This window comes from Acinetobacter sp. 1294596 (assembly GCF_000582925.1).
GTDB lineage: Bacteria > Pseudomonadota > Gammaproteobacteria > Pseudomonadales > Moraxellaceae > Acinetobacter > Acinetobacter radioresistens.
In genome coordinates this window covers 1-22,447 of record NZ_JFCC01000004.1, presented here as the reverse complement: position 1 = coordinate 22,447, position 22,447 = coordinate 1, and the positions used below count along the sequence as shown (strand labels likewise).

Annotated in this window: 20 protein-coding genes and 1 riboswitch; of the genes, 6 read left to right on the top strand and 14 right to left on the bottom strand. The window is 41.8% G+C overall.

The window, feature by feature from the left end:
• Window positions 1-104: 104 nt before the first annotated feature.
• A complete protein-coding gene (locus tag J502_RS02915; RefSeq protein WP_005015243.1) occupies window positions 105-572 on the top strand; it encodes a MarR family winged helix-turn-helix transcriptional regulator in 468 nt (155 codons plus the stop codon).
• On the opposite strand, the gene J502_RS02910 is transcribed toward J502_RS02915, so the two are convergent.
• From J502_RS02910 to J502_RS02895, 4 genes are all read right to left on the bottom strand, one after another.
• Window positions 565-1,584: a 3-hydroxybutyryl-CoA dehydrogenase gene (locus J502_RS02910; protein WP_005015245.1), complete on the bottom strand. Its 1,020-nt coding sequence runs from the start codon at window positions 1,582-1,584 to the stop codon at window positions 565-567. The genes J502_RS02915 and J502_RS02910 overlap by 8 nt on opposite strands.
• Before the next feature lies 1 nt (window position 1,585).
• Entirely contained in the window at window positions 1,586-2,692 is a 1,107-nt protein-coding gene (locus tag J502_RS02905) for an NAD/NADP-dependent octopine/nopaline dehydrogenase family protein (RefSeq protein ID WP_034683074.1), read from the bottom strand.
• A gap of 79 nt (window positions 2,693-2,771) precedes the next feature.
• Complete coding sequence (locus J502_RS02900) at window positions 2,772-3,785, bottom strand: AraC family transcriptional regulator (protein ID WP_005025139.1); 1,014 nt, start codon at window positions 3,783-3,785, stop codon at window positions 2,772-2,774.
• Window positions 3,786-3,870: 85 nt separating this feature from the next.
• Window positions 3,871-5,220, bottom strand: a complete 1,350-nt coding sequence (locus J502_RS02895; RefSeq protein WP_005015253.1) for a spinster family MFS transporter — start codon at window positions 5,218-5,220, stop codon at window positions 3,871-3,873.
• Window positions 5,221-5,847: 627 nt separating this feature from the next.
• Between J502_RS02895 and J502_RS02890 the strand changes: the two genes are divergently transcribed.
• The 5 genes from J502_RS02890 to J502_RS02870 all read left to right on the top strand — a co-directional run bounded on the left by J502_RS02890 (window position 5,848) and on the right by J502_RS02870 (window position 9,974).
• Window positions 5,848-6,792: an ABC transporter permease gene (locus tag J502_RS02890; protein WP_034683072.1), complete on the top strand. Its 945-nt coding sequence runs from the start codon at window positions 5,848-5,850 to the stop codon at window positions 6,790-6,792.
• A complete protein-coding gene (locus J502_RS02885) occupies window positions 6,792-7,673 on the top strand; it encodes an ABC transporter ATP-binding protein (RefSeq protein WP_034683069.1) in 882 nt (293 codons plus the stop codon). Before J502_RS02890 ends, J502_RS02885 begins: the two co-directional genes overlap by 1 nt.
• 77 nt (window positions 7,674-7,750) lie before the next feature.
• On the top strand, window positions 7,751-8,758 hold the full coding sequence (locus J502_RS02880) for an isopenicillin N synthase family dioxygenase (RefSeq protein WP_034683066.1): 1,008 nt from the start codon (window positions 7,751-7,753) through the stop codon (window positions 8,756-8,758).
• Window positions 8,755-9,636: a hypothetical protein gene (locus J502_RS02875; protein WP_034683063.1), complete on the top strand. Its 882-nt coding sequence runs from the start codon at window positions 8,755-8,757 to the stop codon at window positions 9,634-9,636. Before J502_RS02880 ends, J502_RS02875 begins: the two co-directional genes overlap by 4 nt.
• An 8-nt stretch (window positions 9,637-9,644) precedes the next feature.
• Window positions 9,645-9,974: a DMT family transporter gene (locus J502_RS02870; RefSeq protein WP_034683061.1), complete on the top strand. Its 330-nt coding sequence runs from the start codon at window positions 9,645-9,647 to the stop codon at window positions 9,972-9,974.
• A gap of 87 nt (window positions 9,975-10,061) precedes the next feature.
• Here J502_RS02870 and J502_RS02865 read toward each other — a convergent pair whose 3' ends face one another.
• From J502_RS02865 to J502_RS02825, 10 genes are all read right to left on the bottom strand, one after another.
• Window positions 10,062-11,084 (bottom strand): ABC transporter substrate-binding protein, encoded by a 1,023-nt coding sequence (locus J502_RS02865; RefSeq protein WP_034683059.1) that lies wholly within the window; start codon window positions 11,082-11,084, stop codon window positions 10,062-10,064.
• Window positions 11,081-12,889, bottom strand: coding sequence for an allophanate hydrolase (atzF, locus tag J502_RS02860; protein ID WP_034683057.1), 1,809 nt, complete (start codon window positions 12,887-12,889; stop codon window positions 11,081-11,083). Before atzF ends, J502_RS02865 begins: the two co-directional genes overlap by 4 nt.
• Window positions 12,890-12,900: 11 nt before the next feature.
• Window positions 12,901-13,344: a CopG family ribbon-helix-helix protein gene (locus tag J502_RS02855; RefSeq protein WP_034683054.1), complete on the bottom strand. Its 444-nt coding sequence runs from the start codon at window positions 13,342-13,344 to the stop codon at window positions 12,901-12,903.
• Window positions 13,337-13,468 (bottom strand): hypothetical protein, encoded by a 132-nt coding sequence (locus J502_RS17195; RefSeq protein WP_276528689.1) that lies wholly within the window; start codon window positions 13,466-13,468, stop codon window positions 13,337-13,339. Before J502_RS17195 ends, J502_RS02855 begins: the two co-directional genes overlap by 8 nt.
• A 490-nt stretch (window positions 13,469-13,958) precedes the next feature.
• Window positions 13,959-14,234, bottom strand: coding sequence for a type II toxin-antitoxin system Phd/YefM family antitoxin (locus J502_RS02850; protein WP_034683053.1), 276 nt, complete (start codon window positions 14,232-14,234; stop codon window positions 13,959-13,961).
• A 10-nt stretch (window positions 14,235-14,244) separates the two neighbouring features.
• Complete coding sequence (locus J502_RS02845) at window positions 14,245-14,997, bottom strand: HNH endonuclease family protein (RefSeq protein ID WP_034683050.1); 753 nt, start codon at window positions 14,995-14,997, stop codon at window positions 14,245-14,247.
• Between the two features lie 3 nt (window positions 14,998-15,000).
• A complete protein-coding gene (locus J502_RS02840) occupies window positions 15,001-16,263 on the bottom strand; it encodes an AAA family ATPase (protein ID WP_034683047.1) in 1,263 nt (420 codons plus the stop codon).
• A gap of 91 nt (window positions 16,264-16,354) precedes the next feature.
• A complete protein-coding gene (gene uca, locus J502_RS02835; protein ID WP_005015285.1) occupies window positions 16,355-19,960 on the bottom strand; it encodes an urea carboxylase in 3,606 nt (1,201 codons plus the stop codon).
• 3 nt (window positions 19,961-19,963) lie between these two features.
• Complete coding sequence (locus J502_RS02830) at window positions 19,964-20,614, bottom strand: urea amidolyase associated protein UAAP2 (RefSeq protein ID WP_005015287.1); 651 nt, start codon at window positions 20,612-20,614, stop codon at window positions 19,964-19,966.
• A 15-nt stretch (window positions 20,615-20,629) separates the two neighbouring features.
• On the bottom strand, window positions 20,630-21,367 hold the full coding sequence (locus tag J502_RS02825; protein ID WP_034683045.1) for an urea amidolyase associated protein UAAP1: 738 nt from the start codon (window positions 21,365-21,367) through the stop codon (window positions 20,630-20,632).
• Window positions 21,368-21,397: 30 nt separating this feature from the next.
• A riboswitch (guanidine-I (ykkC/yxkD leader) is annotated at window positions 21,398-21,513 on the bottom strand.
• Between the last annotated feature and the right edge of the window lie 934 nt (window positions 21,514-22,447).

Genomic DNA, 22,447 nt, shown 5'->3' with positions numbered 1-22,447 from the left:
AATTTAATGTAATTGTCAAGTAACTTTTATGAATGATAAGAAAGAAAATATTTCATAATTTTGTTTATAATGAATTTACATTTTTTCAAAGATATGGCTTTGTCATGCTGAGTCAGCTAGAACAGTTTTTACCTAATAAAGATCCAAATAGCTTAAAAAATTTCCCATTTTTCTGGATTTCTCAAATTAATGGGAAATATACTCAACTTATTGAAAAATCTATAAAAAAATTAGGAATAGACAATACCCGACGTAAAATTATTTTAAGTGTAAATGCAGTAAGTGAAGCCAGTATTACTGAAATTGCCAATCTTTCAACAATTAAATTGACGACCGCAACCAAAGCTGTTTATCGTCTGGTTGAAGACGATATTGTGGAAGTTTTTTCCTCACAACTTGATGAGCGGGTGTCTATGGTGAAACTTACTGAAAAAGGGCAGCAGATGGTTGAACAGATCAACCAGATCAGCCAGGTAACCTTGGCCGGAATTCTGCATGCTTTTGAAGAGGATGAGCTGCATGACTTAAACAAGCAGTTAAAAAAATTGTTTGATCTGATGCCTTCTAATTGATGCCAGTCTTATTGATTGATACCGGATGCTTTAAAATATCCGGTTCAGGCTGTAGACCTGCTACAGCAATGCGAGTGGTAAAGGCCTTCAATACCTGTAATTTATAGCTATCAATATCTACCGTATGATAATTATAAAAGCCCTGTTTTTCACGTAGCCCATTTCTTTTATTTTGCATGTTTTCAGCAATAATAGCCGGGGCACTATAACGTGTACCCAGTTCTTTTTCCAGATATTGTGAAGCATAAAACAAAATATCACCTCCACCCCAGTCAATAAACTCAAGCAGGCCCAGTACAGAAAAACGCAGGCCAAATCCGGTTCTAATCGCAATATCAATATCTTCTGCCGAAGCTACGCCTTCTTCAACCATACGGGCAGCTTCATTCATGGCCAGTGCCTGAATACGCGGCACAATATAGCCCGCACTGGCCTGACATACGACGGGTACCTTACCAATAATTTTCAAGAATGCTTTAAGGCGCTCCACCACTAAATCTGAAGTTTCTGCTGTCCGGCTTAACTCTACCAGAGGCATCAGATAAGCCGGATTTAGCCAGTGTGCATTGATTACCCGTTCCGGTACAGAAAGCATCTGGGCAATCTCGCTCACCAAGAAAGTCGAAGTAGTAGACGCAACAATACATTCTGATGGCAGATAATGATCCAGCCATTTAAATATTTCCTGTTTAATCTCTTTAAGCTCAGGAACAGCTTCCATTACCAGCTCACAGTGACTTAAAAAATTCTGTGATTTATTTCTGCTGGTTACTTCAATACGTTTTAAAATAGTTTCAACGTATGCTGCCTGAATAAAGTTGATACTAACCAAGAGCTTCAACTCCTGAGAAATATCGCTAATAATCTTCTGCCTGTATATATGGAAGTCTTCTGGATCGCGTTCTCTGGCATCTATCAACTGAATATTTAATCCTGCATAGGCAAAAGCAATCGAAATCGCCTTCCCCATACGCCCTGCTCCAACCACAGCAATTTGTTTGATTAACTGCATATCAGGCTCCCTGCTGTAGAATGGCAGTCATTTCCTGACGGCTTTTTTGGGCTAGCTGCAGATTTTCTAAGGTACGACCAGTTTGATAGAAATTCTCTCCTGTGACTGCCGAGGCAAGATTCAGTAAACCCTCGGCAACTGGTGTCGGTACTCCAGCCCAGCGCCCAACAGAAACTAGAAAAGACAACCCCAACTTGGTATCTTCGAGCATATATCGGTGGGTATGCAGATCGATATCTTCACGCCAGTCTCCACTGTCGGTCAATTTTCCATGTGCCCCACGGCCATACATCCACTCATCACCTTCTCCTTCTTTATTATAATGATCTGCCAGAGAAAAATGTGGTGCACTATAACCAAGCGCTTCACGGACTTGAATACGTTCAGTATCCAGCTGAGTAGTCACCCTGCGAATAGACTGTTGAGTCCCTTCATTGTGAATATCCCAGGTTTCAAAATACTCTAGTGCTCCGGCATTCATTAGTATCAGGGGTGGATGGATTACTGGTCCGGCATTCATCAGTGCTCCACTTAGGCTATTCTCAAGTGGCTCAATACTCGGATAAGCCTGCTGAAGTATCTGAAAAGCCCGCTCAGATAACTGGCTCGGAAAAACACCGGTAGGTAATCGGGTAGCGTAGCCACTCACCACAATCTGGTCAGCAGCGTGTTTACGGACCAGATAAGGTAGCGTACCTGTTTCTGCAAATGCGACTTGGGTATAATTTTCTGCCTCTTTCATGGCTTGCGCGAAGATATAACTTCCAAAAGTCCCCGGCGGCAGAAAAACCACTTGCCCTTCCTGCAAATAGGGCGCTATCTGTCGGGCCAGATCCTCATGAGTTGTCGCTGGTAAAGGTATAACGATAAGCGCTGCCTGTTGAACCGCTTGCTGTAAATCCTCACATAAAGTGATCTGACTATTCTGAAATCCGACACTGACTGAACGATTACCCTGATAGTCCTTGATTTTTAACTTGCCTGCTTCTGCTAGCCGCTTTAGAGCCTGTGTATCACGGCGCCACCATATTACCTCGTGATTTTTTTCAGCCATTTCTACTGCTGCTGCATAACAGCCATGGCCACCGCCCAGTACCGTAATTTTCATTGGTAATTTTCCTGATCTGCTTTTACTTGATGCTAAACAGGAGAAATCGGGCTGTCTTACCCGATTACGAACAGATTGTTCAGTTTACGAAATAAGATGAGCAATGCGGATGTGCCTGCCTCAAAGTCTGTGATGGCAGACAACCGTACCGTTTTTTATAAAGTGTAGAAAAATGCCCTAAACTGTTAATACCATTACGCAGCAGAATATCAGTTACAGTTTCATGCGCTTGGCTATGCTGTAACTCATGATGGATGAGTTTAATACGCAAGTCTCGAATATAGTCAATTGGGGTTTGATGGAAATACTGGTTAAAGCCTTTTTGCAGGGTCCGCACCGATACTCCGCACTGCTTGCCCAGCTCTGCCAGTACAATATTATTTCGGATATGCCGGGCAATATACTGTCTGGCTTTGTTCATATAGCCAGGTAATATAACTTTCCCCCTTTGCTGCAGTTGCGCAGTATAATTATTCGGAACCTTCAGTAAAATCAGCTCAATCAGATATCGGCCGAAGCTTTCAGAAATAGTATCCCAATGCTGGATGTTGTAATGGGCATGACAAAGATAGTTCAGAGTTTCGATAATCGCCTCGACACCTTCTGTCGTACAGGATATACCGCAGTCAAACAGTAGTGGCTCTGCTACCATATGGCCGAGCATTTTGTAGAGCTGTGTATCAACCTCCTGTCTGGACAGCTTCAGAATAATATTACGACAGTGCTGGCTGGTAATAATCCGATTTTTACTATGGGGATGTGAAACCGTCATAATACCAGGTGACTGTATAATCAGCCGGGCATCATGTTCGATCTTGCACTCGCCCTCAAGCGTAACTCTGAACAGATAATGGGCAGAAGATTCATCTATAGTAATTGCCACAGGCGCACTGTATTTCAGATCATAGAGTGCTGATGTGCCAAAGCTAAAACCATTAAGACGCGTATTTAGAATCTGGCTGGAATCTACCTCAAACTGATGGGGGCACAGATAATGGCTGATCTGCTGTTTAATAGTGTGATAGTCGGTCGAACTGAACAATAAAAAATGATCAAGATAATGCAGACGGTCTAGTTGTGAAATCAGGCTCATATTCCAGCTCCATCTAAGTTTTATTTATTTTTAAATAAAAAATGCCTACTGCAAGCAATAGGCATAAATATGATATGTTCTCTTCCTAAGCTGCATGTTCCTTTTGCATACTTTGGGCAAACGCTTTACAGCCAAATTTCAGCAGCAGAAAAGCCACTACACATGAAATTGCGCCAACAATTGATAAAGACATGCCTACCATCAATGGATTTTCAAAGATTTTGTCAGTAATTAATGCAACCAGTGTCGTTCCAATTCCTACTGCAACCAGATTACTGATTAGCAGAAAAATTGCCGAGATCTGAGCACGTAACTGGTTTGGTGCCAGCATTTGCATCGCCGTAGTGGAAATAGGCATTGGAAATGACGCAAAGAACATTGCAGGCACCAGCAAGGTAACAGAGAGCCATAATGGTTCAACTTGCGTAAAAAACATGATCGGCAAAATTAACCCTGTGATTCCAATAACACCTGTAATCATAGGGGCATCTTTACGGCCTTTTTTAACAAACCAGTCATTTAACCAGCCTGCACAGAATACACCTAAAGTATTAGCTACCAGCAATACACTACCTAGCATATAACCGGCTTCTGTCGGGGTCATTCCATATTTCCGCATATAAAAAGCAGGTGTCCAGCTGGTTAAACAGTACAGTGCCATCGCATAAAATGTAAAACCCAGATAATGGCAAGTAAAAGTTTTACGGTGCTTTCCAATAAAACTGAAGCTGGATTTAAAACTGACTTTTTCTACTTCACCCTGAGCATTAAGACGCTGACCTTTACGCTTTGGCTCTTTCACAGTGAGTATAAACAGCAGGCCAATAAAAATGCCGGGTAATCCAACAATAATAAATGCCATTTGCCAGGCTTTTAACATACCAAAAAATGGCACATCAATCAGGCTTGTGTCCTTCAGCAATCCAATAACATAGCCACCGACCAGAAAGGCAATGCCGCCTCCAACAAAAGAACCAATCGAATAAACTGCTACTGCACGTCCCAGTTTTTCTTTGCTAAACATGTCGCTAAACATTGAGTAAGCAGCAGGTGACAGAGCAGCTTCACCAATTCCGACCCCCATACGGCTCAAGAAAAGCTGCACGAAGTTTTTACTGAGTCCGCAGAATGCTGTAGCCAGACTCCAGAAAATAATTCCGATAGAAATCAGTTTTGGCCGGGAAAAACGGTCAGCAATATAGGCAAGTGGCAATCCCATAAAGGCATAAAACAGGGAAAAAGCCAAACCATGCAGCAGGCTAAACTGGGTGTCAGTCAGATTCAGGTCAGCCTTGATCGGCTCGATCATCAGTGCCAGAATCTGCCGGTCAATAAACGAAAAAATATAGGCCAGCATACACAGCAGTACGACGTACCAGGTATATACACTTGATTTACTTATACTTCCTTCTGTCTGTATATTGAGATTACTCATATACTTACCTCCATGTCGGTCCTGTGTATCGGTTCAGGACCATTTTTCTGTTCAGTACTTATCATTTTTATATAATCTTCTTCTCATACTGTGCTCTACACCTGATCCGTGGCGCTTGAATAACAAAATCTAGTGAATGTAAGCCTTATTATTCAAAATTATTGTTATTCATTGAGCTAAATTGCTGCTGAGCTCCGGGTCTATATTATGAAAAGTACTCCCCCTCTATACTGAATAATTATTTGCTTTTTATCTGTAATTTTCCATAACTTTTTAAGTATAATTTTATACCTTAACTTGTTTTATCTCTAAGTATTCCTGTTGGTAGTTTTAATAAGTTAATGAAAAAATTAATTAATCTAGAATTATTTTATTTCTAGAAGAATAAAGCCCTAAATAAATGCATTATTTGTTTAATATGATGGTTTTGATTAGCCTTGTAATCTGTTTTTTCACCGCCTTAAATATAATTATATTTATTATTTTAAAACATATAGTTAAATTAAAAAATATAAACCAGTTTTAGCTTGAAATTCTATAATTACTCTTCTGCTTTGTAGGCTTGGCATCCATTTTGCTTATTCAGTATTACGTTTTATAAAATTTGTAATATTGAGGGGCAACACTATGAGTTACGTTGCACGTGAACTCAGTCAAAGAAATAAATTACTGTTTGGCTTGGGGTCTTTTTTAATACCAATTCTGATTTGGTGTGCAGTCAGCTATTTGCCATTTATCTGGCATCCACAAGTCCAGATTACTGATTCAGGTAGTGTTGCCTATTTACAGGTCGAGAGTCGTATTGATAAAGACCAGTTTTTTTCTGCTGCGCAGTCTGCGGTAGATCAGGGTCTGGCTCCGCCGCAGGGTATTCTGGTCAACCCGATTTATCTGCCTGCACCGCATCAAGTGGCAATTGCACTGATCACAGCTTTTACCACGGAGCCGGCTCAGGCCAATGCGCCCTGGTTTCATGAAAGCCTGTGGCACAGTATCAAGCTGGTCTTTACCGCGTTCTTTATTTCTTCCTTAGTTGGTATTCCACTCGGTATTTTATGTGGTTTTTCCAATAAACTTTCCCAGTTGACCGAACCTTTTATCGAGTTTTTCCGCTACCTGCCTGCCCCGGCCTTTGGCGCGCTTGCCGTCGCTATTTTAGGAATCAATGATGCACCCAAAATAGCCATCATTGTCATCGGCACCCTGTTCCAGCAAATTCTAATTATTGCCAATACCACACGTCTGGTCGATCGCAGCCTGATTGAAGCCGGTTTTACTCTGGGCACAAATAAACTCAAAAGTCTGTTACATGTGGTGATTCCTGCCGCCCTGCCTGAAATTTACCGCAATCTGCGTGTGTTGCTGGGCTGGGCATGGACTTACCTGATCGTAGCAGAACTAATCGGCAGTACCTCAGGAATCACATGGTTTATTACCCAGCAAGCCCGCTATCAGAACTTTGATAATGTCTTTGCCGCGATCCTGATTATCGGTGTGATTGGTCTGCTGTGTGATGTGATCTTGATGAAATTGGGACAACGCTTATTTAAATGGAAACCGGGAGCTAACTGATGCAAAACACTGAATTTAATACCCGCGAATACTTTGACAAGATTTATAGCCGTCCGGTGATTCTGGAAGCGAAGCAACTGACACAAAAATTCAGTCATGGCAAAACTGAACGTACGGTTTTAAATGCCCTTGATTTGAAAATTCATAAGCGTGAGTTCATCTGTGTGATTGGGCCTTCCGGTTGCGGCAAGTCAACCTTTAGCCGTGTAGTGGCCGGTCTGGATCCTTATAGCAGTGGTGAGATTCTGGTGGATGGCCAGCCAATTACCGGCCCAAGTCCGGAGCGTGGCATGGTGTTTCAGGGCTATACCCTGTTTCCATGGAAAACCGTCAAGGAAAATGTCATGTTTGGTCCGCGCATGAAAGGCCAAAGTAGTGCAGCGGCAGAAGCACAGGCACGTGAATGGATCAATATCATTGGTCTGGAAAAGTATGAAAACCAGTATCCGCATGAGTTGTCTGGCGGGATGAAACAGCGTGTCGCGATTGCCCGGGCTTTGGTCAATGAACCGAAAATCCTGTTGATGGATGAACCTTTTGGGGCACTTGATCCACATACGCGGCAAAAAATGCAGCGTCACCTGATGGACCTATGGCAAAACATTGATATCACCATCATTTTTGTGACTCACGATATGGATGAAGCCATTTTACTGGCCGACCGGATTGTGGCACTGAAAGCCAATCCGGGTGAAATCAAGGAAATTATTGAAGTCGATTTACCTCGCCCACGTCATCCTGATGTGATGCTCACACCTGAATTTAAACAGTTAAGACAACGTGTCGATTATCTGGTGCATGCTGAAGAAGATGAACTGGATCCGGCACTGGCAGAACTGCCAGTCATTCCGCGTATGACCAAGGTCAGCAGCAATAAATAATCTTATTCAAAATGCCTTTGGGACGACCCGAAGGTTTTAATCGCTGTGTTGGACGACCAACATTAGAGGTGATTATCATGCAAGCGCAATATGTACTCCCACTGGTTGATATTTCAAAATTGCAAAGTCCGGATTTAGCCGATCGTATTGAAGTTGCTCATGCTCTGGATCATGCCTGTAAAGAAGTCGGATTTCTTTATCTGCAAGGCGACCAGTTTAATTTTGATTACGCCAAAGCCCTGATTGAAATGGCCCAGTCCTATTTTTCTCAGGATCTGGACACCAAAATGCAGCACTATATTGGCAAATCAAAAAACCATAGTGGCTATGTGCCGATTGGCGAAGAACAGTTTGCCGGCAACAGTTATGATTTAAAAGAAGCCTATGATGTCAATTATGATTATCAGGGTACACAAAAAAACTGTCCTTTACTCGGCCCCACCTTATGGCCAGACCATCGGGACTTCAAGGCTATTGTCAGCCAATACTACAGCCATCTGCGTGAGATCAGCCAGCAGATTTTTTCTGCCTTTGCACTGGCGTTGGGCGGTCGTGAGGACTTTTTTGAAAGCAAAATTACTGATGCACCAAGTCAGCTACGCTTGATTCACTATCCCTATAATCCGGAAGTGCAAGATGCCGAAGGCATTGGCGCACATACCGATTATGAATGCTTTACCTTGCTGTTACCAACCGCACCCGGCTTACAGGTTTTGAATAAAGCCGGTGAATGGATCGATATTCCACTGATTGAAAACACACTGGTGATGAATATCGGTGACATGATGGAAATTCTGTCGAATGGTAAATATCTCGCCACCAAGCACCGCGTGAAAAAGGTCTCGGAAGAACGTTATTCATTCCCGCTGTTTTGCGCCTGCAATTATGACACCGTGATTGAACCGGTTATTCATACTGAAAATTCCAAATATTCTGCCCTGATCGGGGGCGAGCATCTATTTAATCAGACCGCCCAGACCTTTCAATATTTAAAACAACGCATTGCTAGCGGTGAACTGGTCTTAAAAAATGCGGTTCCACTGTCCTCTTTTGGACTTGAGGAACAGGCGGAGACAGCATCATGAATCTGTTTGAAGTGATTAAGACTTTAAAGCACACCACCCCTCAGCCAGAGATTATTCCAGACTTTTTATATGGGGCTTTTCGGCGTAAAAGTATCAGTTTTTATAATGGCCTAACCGATGAAAACACCATTGTGTACTGGTTTCAGTCGCGCAGTTTCACCATTGATCTTCGTCTAAAAAGCCAGACGGGAACTGCTGTTCAGGAACGCCAAGGCTGGATTGGCAATACGCTTTGGGATGAATCCAGCCAACTCTTGTCTTGGGAAGTGAAAGACTACGCCAATTACCAGAATCATGTGCAGTGGCCGGAACCGGCAAAGTTGCATGCAATTGGCAACTGCATTCTGGAATTTTCACCGAGCAATGTCTATGTAGAAGACTGGCGCCAGCAGGTACAGCACGGTTTATTTTTAGGCCTACGTCTTCAGTCTGCGCTTGATGTTCAATCTGGTCAGACACTGGAAATGGATGGTGGCCTGATTATTTGTGCTGATCATATTGCTTATGCCCTGACACGTTTGCCTGAAGTGCAAAGTGCAGTAGCTCAAATGGATTTGAAGGCTGTCGATCCGAGCATGTTTGCCTTGGTGGAAAGTTTTGAGGTTTCTATCGGGACTGAGGGTCAAGCTAAAACTTACAGCACCTGCAGCAGTGAGACAGGTAAAGCCTTTAACCTGGAAAATTTTGAAGTTCTCAATGAAAGCAGTCTGGTTCAGCATGTGGTTCTCGATGACCGTAAAATCGACCTGATTTTTGAGCTGGATATATACCAGCCGGATTACCAATTTCAATATGCAACCCCCACGACTATACAAGCTGAAAGCTGGCTGAAGTCAGAACAGGATCACCTGATGCAGCATGCAGAACGGGTGCTATAGGGAGAAATATGTCTTTTTTATATCTTTCAATTGCTATTATTGCAGAAGTCATTGCAACTTCTGCACTCAAAGCTTCAAATGGTTTTAGCGTGCTCTGGCCTTCACTTGCCACCATTGCCGGCTATGCAATTGCCCTGTTTTTTCTGTCACTCACTATGAAAACCATTCCGATGGGTATTGCTTATGCGATCTGGTCAGGGGCTGGTATTATCCTGATTTCAACAGTTGGCTTGCTGGTATTTAAACAGCAACTGGATCTTCCTGCACTGATCGGTCTGGCGTTTATGATCATTGGCATTATTTTTATCAATGTCTTTTCCAAAAGTACGCAGCTTTAATTTTTTAATATTCATCTGACTATAAAAATCCCCAATCTGGGGATTTTTTATAGCTTTAGTTTACATTCCGGAATGAGGCGGCAAGCTCTATTTGAGTTCTTGCACCAAAGTTGGAACAATCACACCATCCACATTCATTTCCGTTGTATAAATGCCGTTAGCCACATTGAACTTGTTCACATGATAGGTTGAGCCATAAATTGAATCAAAACCATTACCTTTGGTAAATACTTTCTTGTTGGCTGCCAGATCCAGTAAATGTGTACCGTCAATAAACTGCATATAGGTTTTCGGGTCAATACCGACCCGTTTGGACATGATCTGTGCTGCTTCTTCACGCGTCGCCGGGTCATTGATGTATTTGACGGTTTTATCCCAGACCTGAATTACCTTTTTCCATTGCTCTTTATTGGCTTCCAGATGGGCCGGGTTTACAGTCAGGGTATCGTAAATCAGGCCAGGTTTATCTTTGGAAGTAAAAATGATTTTTGAGCCTGCTACCGCAGATAGAGCCTGATTGGCCACCGGCTGCCATACAGCAATCGCATCAATATCAGGTGTGGCAAACACCTGTGGCAGCTCATTGGTCATGGTATTGACCAGCTTAACCTCATTCAGGCCAACTTTGGCATCATCCAGTGCAGTGGATAGCAGCAAGTGATCCACCAGACCTTTTTCAGTCGCAACAGTTTTTCCTCGCAAATCCTGTATCGAGTTAATCCCGTTCTTGGCAATAATTACGTCATTTCCAGCTGAATAATCAGTCGCCATGATCATCACACCCTTGGTACCGCCAGAGCCAGTGACCAGATTATCACCATTGGTGACTAGTACGGCGTCCAGCTGATTCGCTGCGAATGCAGAGAGTGAAGCAGAATAGTCAAACCATTTAAAATCGGCATTGATACCTGCTTCTTTAAGCCAGCCTTTTTCAATCGCTACCTGCCAGGCTACAAAGCCCGGCCAGTCGCTATAACCAATCCGAATCGGCTGGTTTTGCGTACTCTCACTTGCTTTGGTATTTGATGCAGGAATTTTTGCAGTATTGTCACAGCCGCTAAATAAAACAGCACCACAAATCGAGACTGCCAGACTGAGTTTTTTCATCATTGTGCGACTTCCCCTATGCATTCACATTTAAATTTGGTATTTGAAAGTTGTCTAGATTTCATAAATTCGCGCCAGCCACCGAAATGACTGATATCTGTGGCATCTTCAAGCGCATAACCTTCACAGATAAAACTTTTGACCCAAGTACCATCAATCAGCTGGACATTGCCAATGCCCAAAGGTGCCGGAACTTCTGCAACAATGTTCCCGAACAGTGCACGCGGAATGTCCCAGACCTCTACTTCAATTGAAAAACCTTTGGCGTTGTATTGCAGGCCAGGTTTTGGCGGTGTGGTATTTTTTAAAGCATAGAGTTTGTAATGCGAAGCAGTCCGGGTCTGCTTGATCAGGGTGCCACCACATGTGGTCAGCTGAAAATTCAGTGGCATGCCGGTCAGATGTGCTCCGACGACAGCCAGTTTGACGCTGTGCCCTGATGAGATTTCAGTTGTTTTTTCATAGTTGCGTTCAGAAGTGCCCAGTTTTAACTGGCTCGATTGCTGCCATTTTTGCCCGAATTTGGCCAGTGCCTCATCCATCCAGGCTGGCGCAATAAAGGTCACGCCCGTTGGCAAACCATCGGCACGAATCGCATTTGGTAGTGCCAAAGCCGACAGATCGGCAAAATTGACAAAATTGGTATAAGCGCCCATGTGGCTGTTTTTTACCAAGGGATCCGCTTCTACTTCTGCAATGCGATAAATAGTGGGTGCAGTAGGAACCATCAAGGCATCATACGCTGCCAGCGTATTTTGAATAACACGACTCAGGCGGGCGCGTTCATATTCATCCTGCATGGCATCGACCGCACTGAACCGGTCTGCCTGCGCAATAATCTGGCCAATGACCGGATGGGTCTGCTCGCGTTGCACCATTTTTTCCACGGCGCTGGTACGTTCAGCCACCCAAGAGCGATTGTAAAGTGCAGTCGCCAGTTGTTGAAATGGCGAAAAATCAATCGGCTCAACCGTATAGCCTAAACTTTGTGCACGTGTGATCGCCAGCTGGAATGCTTTTTCAGTTTCAGCATCACCATAAAATTCCAGTATATCCGGAATGGCAATTTTCCTTTTTGAAAATTGGCTCGGTACATTTTGAGGATGCATTCTGGAATAATAATCGCTGGCATCATAGCCCTGCATGACTTGCGCCACCTGCCAAGCATCATCCACCGTTAAGGCAAAAATCGAAATCACATCGATGGTGCGGCAAGCCGGAATCAGGCCGGTAGTCGAGAACCAGCCTTTGGTCGGTTTGAGTCCGACAATATTATTATGCCCTGCCGGTACACGTCCTGAACCTGCAGTATCTGTACCCAGTGAAAATGGCACTAATCCGTTTGCTACGACTACACTGGAACCTGAGCTCGAACCACCACTGATATATTCAGAATTAAAGCTGTTCTTCACCGCACCGTATGGAGAGCGCACACCGACCAGACCTGTCGCAAACTGATCCAGATTGGTTTTACCCACGACAATCGCGCCAGCAGCTTTTAATTTGGCTACTGCGGTTGCATCGGAAGTCGCCAGATAAGCTGCTTCTTTACAAGCCGCTGTGGTATAGAACCCCGCAACATCAATATTGTCCTTGACTGCAAATGGCACCCCATAAAGAGGCAAGCTTTCGATATCTGCACCAGTCAATGCATCAATTTGTGCCTGTAATTGTGCTGCTGTCGCAATTGATATCCAGGCATGATCGTCATTATTCAACCCGGCAACATACTCAATCAGGTCATTGAGCTGGATATTCTTGTTCTGGTAGGCGTGTTGCCAGTCCTGTACAGTCCATAAGTTGTGCACAGCTGTTCTCCTTAAGTGTGTTCGGTATTTTGTGGAATAGGCGGCATGACGGCATCCATCAGTTCGAGATGCCCTTTAATCACGCCTTTCAGTGCAATAAATTGTTCGCTAATTTCTTTCAGATCACTGCTCGCGCCCTGCATCAGCATGACTTGCAGGATTTTTTCATCATCCAGCTGGATATGAAGTGAGTTGATCACTTGCGCCAGATACTGCTGCTGCAGATCGACCAGCTGACTGCGCAGCGGTTTCAGGCTGACGTCATAGAGCAAGGTAAGTGTTCCGACCATGACTTCATTGCGAATCACCAGATCATCAATCAGGTGGCGGTTAATCATGTCGACAATGGCCTGTGAACGGCTTTCATAGTGCTGCTCGACAATTTTTTGATCCATTGCATGTAGGGTGGTTTCTGGCACGGTAATACTGATCCGTGCCAATTTTTGTTTAGGCACGATGTTGATCCTTGGGTTGATATTGGGAAGACTGTTTAATGTGAAAGCCTGCTCGTACGCTAAGAAGCTCAACCAGAAAGTGAAGCCATGGATGCATTTTTTTATTTGATGTCAGATTGTTCATGTGCATCTCCTAGGGATATTACAAAACCAAAATTTCGTATTACTTAGGAAAATGCAGAAAACGTGCCAATTTTTAGTTATTTGGATAAGGTGAATAAACTTACATAAAAGGGCAAAAAAAAGCCCCATAACAGTGAGATGGGGCTTGTTCTAAAGCAAAAGTAAGTTTTGTATTTCACCGGTTTATTCCATTTTGATTGCTCATGTCCTTGCTATTCTTTTTATACATGAATGGTTAACCGATTTTTGTGCTTATGAGTGATCAAGTGTATTGCTCTCCTCTATTTATGTTGTATATAAATAAATGCATTAAGCGTGCCACAATATAAAATAGAATAGATTTAAGCAGAATACTTTTAAAATCTATCACATACATATATAAGCTAGAATAAGGATCATTTAATTTTATTAAGTGTGGTTAAAAAATAGCCCATTTTGCACCATTGGGATTCAAGTGTGCATCAAAGTGTGGCTGAACGCCTCAAACCTTATTAAGTAGGGTTTTTGTGAACTCGAGCTTGTAGGTCATTTAGGCTTATCTTTACAGTTTCTTGAGTTTGCGCTTCGTCTGCAAGTTTAAGCAGTTCTTTGTCTTCAATCAGATCTATCAGGCGTTCATACATATCCGCAGGAACGCAATAGAATGCTGGGTTGTTATGGTTAAGGATTGCTACTGCTTTACCAAAGCCGTTATTCGCCACTTCCATTTGATTCTTTTTCAGGTCTGAAATACTTGCGACAAAGCGTGAATAGATAATATTGTTCAATATAAATTCCTTAGCCTACTTGTTGAAGCTCTAAAGAGAGTATCCTTTTTGCTTCATTATAAACTTCACTACTTCGAATGATATAAGAACAAAAATATGAATATTTTTCAGTAGGTTTCATTAATGATTCGATTCTATCAATGGAATCAGAAATTCTACGTATCTGGTTTAAACGTTTTCGATTAGTATCTTTCTCGTTTAGCTCTTCAAGAGCCTCTTCTAAAGTTTGTTCATATTCACAAAATACTTTTATCAATTTGCTGTAGGGATCATACAATCGACTTTTTAAACCACAGACATCAATTGTACGTTTAGCTATTTCAGTTTTACCTTTCATACGTGCTAAGACAAATTCAAACTGCTGACTAGGATCAAAATCTTCATCATACGGATTTAAAATAGGTTCAACACCTACATCATGGGTAAGTTTTGAATCATTACACTTACGACAACTTGGTAAAAAATTATCCCAATCAAAAGCTTTATCATGATAGATAGATTTTGGATAGAAATGTTCAACTTCTATATTTCCACTATCTTTCGGACTTCCTTCACAAAAAGCACATTTTTGATGTGAGCTAGCAAATAAAGGGGTAGTAATATCCTTATGTCTATAATGGCTAAGAGCCGAAGCTTTCTCTTCTTTCGGAATATTCTTGTAAGTTCCATATTTACTTACTAATGCAAGTAAATGATCTGTCCATTCTCTTTGTTTATCTTGAAGGATTTGAGGAATATCATTTTGTTTTTCAAGCTTGATCATGACTTATTCAAGCTCCAAAGAAGCCATCTTCATTTCTAATACTTGTACTATCGTGTCATCTGAATGAGTAATATTTTTCAAATGCTCCATTACAGATAAAAGTTTAGTCTTATCTTTTGATTCATAAGCATCGAGAGCTTCATCTATAAGCCTTTCATAATCCTTATTCTTAAGACTTTTAACTCCCATTACATCTTCCAAAATCTGATCAGTATTCCAACCTGAGTACCGCTTATTACTAGGCTCAAAATGATATTCTGTTTTTCCAATTTCACGATTCATAATAATGACTTCACCTTCTTTTGCAGATGCTAGTAGATGTGGCGAATGGGTTGTGACAATAAATTGAAGATTTGGAAATAATGCTTCTAGACCACCTCTAATATTAAATTGCCACTCAGGATGCAAATGTAAATCCAATTCATCAATTAATACTGTACCCGTAGCGTCTCCAATGAAACGTTGACCATCAGAATTTGTGTTTTCAATCCATTCGATAATATTAGCTACGACAGTAAATATTGCTTGAAAACCTGCTGATAATTCTTCTAGATAACATTCTTGACCATATATAGAGAACCTCGGCTCTAGATCATCTCTAATTTCAACAAATTCAAAGTCACTATCATTTGGGGCAAGTTTAGGTAAATATCTTATTAAATGATCCCAGTTTTGCTTATAGTCGTATGCCCATTCCTTATCTATCCATGCATAACGATTAATCATCCATTGCTTTACTGATCTATCATCATCTGTGTAATGAGGTGTCAAACCTGCATTCAAATAGCTATCTCTCTGTTGATCATTAGGTAATATACGTCGTGTACCTTCAATAAATTTATATTTAATATTCCTATCAGAAGTAATATTTAAGGGAATAACATAAGGGAAAGTTTCTTTAAATTGATTAGCATTAAAAAGTTCAAATTCATCTATGACTATCGAAGGTGGAAGATAAGTATATAAAGTAGAACCACGATATTCTTTAGTTCTGAAAGAGCCTTGTCCAAATCCAACAGTGATTTTCAAAGGGTCAAATCTATCATCCCCAATTATTAGATTTGTTGAAATACTTGAATTATCCCCAAAACGAGTATTTATATGATTTGATTGATCGAAGCAATGCATTATTCCATGCAGAATACTTGTTTTACCACATCCATTAGATCCTGTAATAAAATTAAATTTTTTGTTAAATTTAATGAATAAGGAGCTAAAATGTCTGTAATGTTTAGCTGTAAAAGAATGTAGGTAGAAATTCTGCATGTTTATTAATAAAATTACGTATCCTGATTAATAATATCTCTTTTCAATAAAAAAAACCGCCCTTACGGACGGTCTTTTTATTCCTATCTCATCAAGCCACAGGCGCCAACGTAAACAACACCTGCCCCGTTTTCACCGTTTGCCCTTTTTCAATCGTAATCGCATCGACACGCATACGCTCAGGCGCAATAATTGGAATCTCGATCTTCATCGCTTCAATCACCGCAAGCGTCGCACCTTCTTCCACAATATCACCTGACTGACATTCAATTTTCCAGATTGAACCGGGCATATGCGATTCCACCGCACAACCACCTTCAGGCACTTCAACACCTTCACCATCATCCACAGCATCTAGGCTTTCAGAGACATATTCCGCCAGTCCTGCTTCATGCCAGCGACGGCGCTCTGCATCAAAATTAGCTTGTTGCACCGCTTTAAATGCTGAAATAGATTCTTGGTTTTCAGTTAAGAATTCGTTGTATTCTTTAAGGTTGAGTACGCCTTCTTCAATGCGCAGTTTTAAACGCCCTGCTTTAAAGTCCTCACGCATGTGCATCAACTCGGACTCAGACACTTCATAAAACTTAATTTGGTCAAAGAAGCGCAATAACCACGGCATATCTTGTTCAAAATCAGGGTTTTTACGGTAGCGTGACCACATTTGCGAAGTACGACCCACAAACTGATAGCCACCCGGACCTTCCATGCCGTAAACACACATATACGCACCACCAATACCGACGGCATTTTCAGGTGTCCAAGTCCGTGCAGGGTTATATTTGGTGGTGACTAAACGCTGACGTGGATCAAGCGGTGTTGCCACAGGCGCACCCAAATACACATCACCCAAGCCCATAACCAAATAACTCGCGTTATACACCACATCTTTCACGGCTTGTTTGTCTTTTAAACCATTAATACGGCGGATAAATTCGATATTGTCCGGACACCACGGTGCATCTGGACGTACGGTTTGCATATAACGCTCAGTTGCAAGCTGTGTTTGTGAATCTTCCCAAGCCAGTGGTAAATACACAGTACGTGATGGCACTTGCATTTCCGTCACATCAGGCAATTGTTCTTCTGCGACTTGAAGCATATGCAATAAATCAATTTGATCGAGCTTGGTCGAATCAAAATGGATTTGCAGTGAACGAATACCCGGTGTCAGGTCAATAATGCCTTGGATATTTTGCTCTTTGACCCATTGCATCAGCGCATGAATACGGAAACGCAGGTTTAAATCTAAAACCAGATCGCCATATTCCACCAGCATATAGTTGTTGCTCGCAGGACGATACACCACATCAGGCGTACCATTTTGACCTTTCAAAGTGTCTAAAATGGCGGTTTTCAGCGTACTGATTTCAGGGTAAAACGACTCATCAAACGTCACATTTTCAGTATCATTTGTTGATAATTGTGCATGATATTTTTCATTCAGCAATTTAGCTTGATGGTAGCTCACAGGCACAAATTTGACTTTATCGCCGGCTTTGAGCTGGCCCAATTTCCACAGTTCAGAATTGATCACCACCGCGGGACACACGAAACCACCGAGGCTTGGACCATCTGGGCCCAAGATAATTGGCATATCACCAGTGAAATCAATCGCACCAATCGCATAAGCATTGTCATGAATATTGGATGGATGCAGACCGGCTTCACCACCATCTTCACGTGCCCATTCAGGTTTTGGACCAATCAAACGGATACCGGTACGGCTTGAGTTAAAGTGAATTTCAAACTCGTTAGCAAAGAAAGTATCAATGTCGTTTTTAGTAAAGAAATCCGGTGCGCCATGTGGACCATACATCACCGCAATTTCCCAAGAGTTTGAGAATACAGGGATTTGATCTTCGCTTAATGCTTTGCCATCACTTGATGTAAATGCCGTGATTGGAAGCATATCGCCAATCAGTAAGTTACGCCCTGCATGACCACCAAACTGACCTAAAGTAAAGGTCGCTTGTGAGCCTAAATATTCAGGGACATTCAGACCACTTTTAATCCCAATATAGGTACGGCAACCTGTGGCGATCTTGCCACACTTCAGCACCTGACCTTTACGCACATTCACGGTTTGCCACATTGGTACAGTTACGCCATCCAAAGTCGATGGCATATCGCCACCTGCAAGCACGATTTGACTGTCACAATGGAATTTTAAGCTTGGTCCTTGCAAGGTACATTCCAGACCTGCGGTATTCGGTGCATTACCTAACAGTTGGTTGGCGACATTTAAAGACAGCGGATCAATCGCACCTGATGGTGGTACACCAACATCCCAATAACCTAAACGACCTTTCACATCTTGCACGGCGGTTTGAATACCGGCTTGTAAGACTTCAATCTTTTGAGTTTTCCATTCAAAGCTATTTAAGAAGCGAGTGGTTTGCGTACCGGCTTTAAATACATCGCAGTCGATAATGTTTTGTAGATATTCAAGGTTGGTTTCAATGCCTGCTACTTGGGTTTTAGCGAGCGTGTCGGTCATGGCTTGGATGGCTGAGCTACGATCTTCCGCCGTCACAATGATTTTCGCAATCATCGGGTCATAGAATGATGAAACATTTGAGCCTGTTTCCACCCACGTTTCATTACGGGCATTGGCATCAAATTCAACATGCGTTAACAGCCCTGCACTTGGTTGGAAGTTTTTGATTGGATCTTCGGCATAGAGACGCACTTGAATCGAATGTCCTTGAGACTCAAGTTTCGATGTAGGTGTAACCCAATCACCACTGCCTAGAGTGACCATCCATTCCACCAAGTCCACACCAAAGACTTGTTCCGTCACACCGTGTTCCACTTGTAGACGGGTATTCACTTCCAAGAAGTAAAACTCTTGTGTGTCGGTATCCATGACGAATTCAACCGTCCCTGCCGAGCGATAATTCACCGACTGCATTAATTGAATTGCGACATTTTGGATATAGGCACGTTGTGTATCGTTTAAATGTGGCGCAGGTGTTTCCTCAATCACTTTCTGGTTACGACGTTGCACCGAACAATCACGCTCACCAAGTGCCAAGACTAAGCCGTTACCATCACCAAAAATTTGCACTTCAATATGACGGGCATTTTGTACGAATTTTTCTAGGTATAAGCCTGCATCTTTAAAGTTGGCTTGCGCTAAATACGACACCGTTACATAAGCATCTTTCAGTTCTTCCGCATTCCACACCAAGCGCATGCCGATACCGCCACCGCCTGCGGTACTTTTCAGCATCACAGGATAGCCAATACGGTCAGCCTCCAGCAGTGCTTCCTCTTCATCAGCCAACAATTGACTACCCGGAAGTAACGGTACATTGGCTTGAATCGCGAGTTCACGTGCCGTATGTTTAAGACCAAAGGCTTTCATCTGGTCGGCATTTGGCCCTAAAAAGACAATGCCTTGGGCTTCACACAAATTACAGAATTCCGCATTTTCAGAGAGGAAGCCATAGCCCGGATGAATCGCTTGTGCGCCCGTTTGCTTGGCAACTTCTAAGATTTTATCGACATTTAAATAGCTTTGGTTGGCAGGTGCTTCACCGATATACACCGCTTCATCTGCTAAAGTGACATGCAGTGAATCACGGTCTGCTTCTGAATACACTGCAACCGATTGAATACCGAGTTTTTTTAAGGTACGAATTACACGGCAGGCAATAGCACCACGGTTGGCGATGAGAACTTTATTAAACATGGCTTATTCCTCACCTTCGCGGACAATCAGTTGAATTTTGGTTGGGTTATAGGCATTACATGGGTTATTCAGTTGTGGACAATTCGAGATCAGTACAATCAAATCCATCTCTGCTTTGATTTCGACATATTTACCGGGTGCAGAAATACCATCATCAAATTTCAGGTGACCATCAGATGTCACCGGCACATTCATAAAGAAGTTAATGTTTGGACTGATATGACGCACGTTTAAGCCATGCTTTTTCGCAATCGGATGTTGTGACAATGCGATCATGAAATTATTACGGCAACTGTGCATTGGATATGTATCATGGGCATAACGCACCGTATTACTTTCACATGAACATGCGCCACCTAAGGTGTCGTGGCGACCACAGTTGTCATCATGAATAGTGGCGATTTTATTGCCAAAATTGGTATATAAAGTTGTACCTTTTTCTAGATAAATTTGACGGTTCATTGCCAAAGTATCGGTTGCGCTATAGCGCTCTTCAGGGTTATGTGCGGAAATAAATAAGGTATCCACCGCCTGGTTGCCTTCAAGATCAACAATACGGAAATACTGTCCTTTTTTGACTTCGCACATCCATGCCTCACCAGCAGGACACACTTCACTTAACACAGATTTTTCTAAATGGACTAAAGCTGTCATGTTGTATTCCCCCAATTAAGCGCTTAAAGCGTAGTAACGGTTGTTGTTTTGGAACGCACGCTGATTTTGCGGGCACGAATCACGGCAGATATCCGTTTCGCCCAAAGGCAACGCTTTAAATAATGACAGTTGAATATCAGCAGGTGTGTATTCAGTCGAATTATCTAAGGCATGTGGTGCGCTCGATAAGAACACCAAACAATCCATTTCAAAACGTAGTTCAATCACCTGATCAGTATTGTCAGATGCCACATAAGACAAGTTACCGTTGTCATCGGGTTGAACTTTTGAGAATAGGTTTAAGCTATTACTTAGGTCTGTTGCCGATAAACCAAATTTGGTCATCTCTAAAAGTAGACTGTCTTTGCCATTACGGTACATATCGTTACGGGCATCTTGAAAAGTTTGAGTCCCAAATTTTTGTTCAATTTGCTGGGCGGTACTAGGCGCACAAAAGGCATCATTCCAGCCGTGATCATCTTTGACAATTGAAACCATCGCACGTCCAAGATCAGACGCCAAAATGTGACCTTTACTTAAAAATGCCGTATGTTGCCCTTTTAAGCTATCTGGCATGTTATAGGCTTCCAGCTTGTCTTCTGCATTGACACAGAACAGCGAAACATTGGCATTTGCGCCCAAGGATTTGAGTTGTAAAACTGCGCCACGTTGAATGCGCGCAGACCAGTGATGGCCACCCGGTAAAAGTTCAGTCCACAGTGCGGAATCTTCGTGATAAGTAGTCGTGCTCATAACAGCCTCTGCATCTAACTTGTACGGTTTACCTCCCGGGCTTTTATCCCTCCGTGTAGCTTTGGTTTTGGAAAACCTAGCCGTGAACTCTCGGTCTCAGACGCAGGCTTTAAAAAATAACTGCCGGAACCCTAGATCACTTTATGCTGTAGAGGTAAATGCAAAGGGTATGCCAACTTAATCATACGGATTTGGTATTTCGTAATACTTTTCTATAACACTTGTAGTGCGTTTCGATAATGATGCACTGTTACTGAGCACTATATACAAACAACTCTTGAGTTGATGCTTGATAAAGGCTGTAATGCTGATAAGTGTATGTGCACTTTTTCAAACATTTTAATAGGGTCAATTCTTAGACTCGTATTTAAAACTCAGAGTCATCAACTGGATTAATTTAAAGCAGCCCTGAATTAGAAATATTCAACGATAAAATGGGTTTAATTACTAAAGCCTGTAGAGATAGAGAAATAATTTCTATTTATAAATTGGTAAAATATATCTTGAATAAAAATAAAGATCTTTGGGGAGCATTCTGAAGATGATGTAGAAATGCTTTATTTGCTTGACAGGGTTTAGTGAAATTTTTATTAAATACAGATTTTCCGCTAAATTCTCGCGATAAATATATGAAAGATAGCCTATTTTAAACTATATTTTTAGTGAGTTCTGGATAGCTTTCTGGGCTCTGATTCTTGCGCTTCTTTATGACTTGATCAAAATTTAAATTTAAACCTGTTTAATATAGAAACCTTTCTCTCTCAACTTTCTCCTATAGGTCAGGCTCTAGAATTCTCAAATTAAGAATCAAGCCTGTTACCAGGCAGATAGAACAGACTCATGATCAGAAATTACAGGCTTAATCACTTCTCTTTAAAAAACCTGATAAAACATAATTTTTGAAATAAATTAATTTATATCCAATATTTTAAATAATAAAATTAGCTTTTCGAGAAGTTTAATGACTGTTTTTATATATAAATCATAGCAATTATTATTTTTTATCATTATGGCTTAATAAAACGAAATAATTAGGATCTTTATATTCTTTAAGACCAATTGATTACATAAATAGTGACT

What these genes read in the sequence shown, in the direction of transcription:
- J502_RS17195 (WP_276528689.1), bottom strand. Translation starts at nt 13,468, where the DNA reads ATGAACAATCTGACATCAAATAAAAAAATGCATCCATGGCTTCACTTT.
- J502_RS02910 (WP_005015245.1), bottom strand. Translation starts at nt 1,584, where the DNA reads ATGCAGTTAATCAAACAAATTGCTGTGGTTGGAGCAGGGCGTATGGGG.
- J502_RS02825 (WP_034683045.1), bottom strand. Translation starts at nt 21,367, where the DNA reads ATGAGCACGACTACTTATCACGAAGATTCCGCACTGTGGACTGAACTT.
- J502_RS02870 (WP_034683061.1), top strand. Translation starts at nt 9,645, where the DNA reads ATGTCTTTTTTATATCTTTCAATTGCTATTATTGCAGAAGTCATTGCA.
- J502_RS02875 (WP_034683063.1), top strand. Translation starts at nt 8,755, where the DNA reads ATGAATCTGTTTGAAGTGATTAAGACTTTAAAGCACACCACCCCTCAG.
- J502_RS02885 (WP_034683069.1), top strand. Translation starts at nt 6,792, where the DNA reads ATGCAAAACACTGAATTTAATACCCGCGAATACTTTGACAAGATTTAT.
- J502_RS02890 (WP_034683072.1), top strand. Translation starts at nt 5,848, where the DNA reads ATGAGTTACGTTGCACGTGAACTCAGTCAAAGAAATAAATTACTGTTT.
- J502_RS02905 (WP_034683074.1), bottom strand. Translation starts at nt 2,692, where the DNA reads ATGAAAATTACGGTACTGGGCGGTGGCCATGGCTGTTATGCAGCAGCA.
- J502_RS02880 (WP_034683066.1), top strand. Translation starts at nt 7,751, where the DNA reads ATGCAAGCGCAATATGTACTCCCACTGGTTGATATTTCAAAATTGCAA.
- J502_RS02895 (WP_005015253.1), bottom strand. Translation starts at nt 5,220, where the DNA reads ATGAGTAATCTCAATATACAGACAGAAGGAAGTATAAGTAAATCAAGT.
- J502_RS02915 (WP_005015243.1), top strand. Translation starts at nt 105, where the DNA reads ATGCTGAGTCAGCTAGAACAGTTTTTACCTAATAAAGATCCAAATAGC.
- J502_RS02865 (WP_034683059.1), bottom strand. Translation starts at nt 11,084, where the DNA reads ATGATGAAAAAACTCAGTCTGGCAGTCTCGATTTGTGGTGCTGTTTTA.
- uca (WP_005015285.1), bottom strand. Translation starts at nt 19,960, where the DNA reads ATGTTTAATAAAGTTCTCATCGCCAACCGTGGTGCTATTGCCTGCCGT.
- J502_RS02900 (WP_005025139.1), bottom strand. Translation starts at nt 3,785, where the DNA reads ATGAGCCTGATTTCACAACTAGACCGTCTGCATTATCTTGATCATTTT.
- J502_RS02845 (WP_034683050.1), bottom strand. Translation starts at nt 14,997, where the DNA reads ATGATCAAGCTTGAAAAACAAAATGATATTCCTCAAATCCTTCAAGAT.
- J502_RS02840 (WP_034683047.1), bottom strand. Translation starts at nt 16,263, where the DNA reads ATGCAGAATTTCTACCTACATTCTTTTACAGCTAAACATTACAGACAT.
- J502_RS02830 (WP_005015287.1), bottom strand. Translation starts at nt 20,614, where the DNA reads ATGACAGCTTTAGTCCATTTAGAAAAATCTGTGTTAAGTGAAGTGTGT.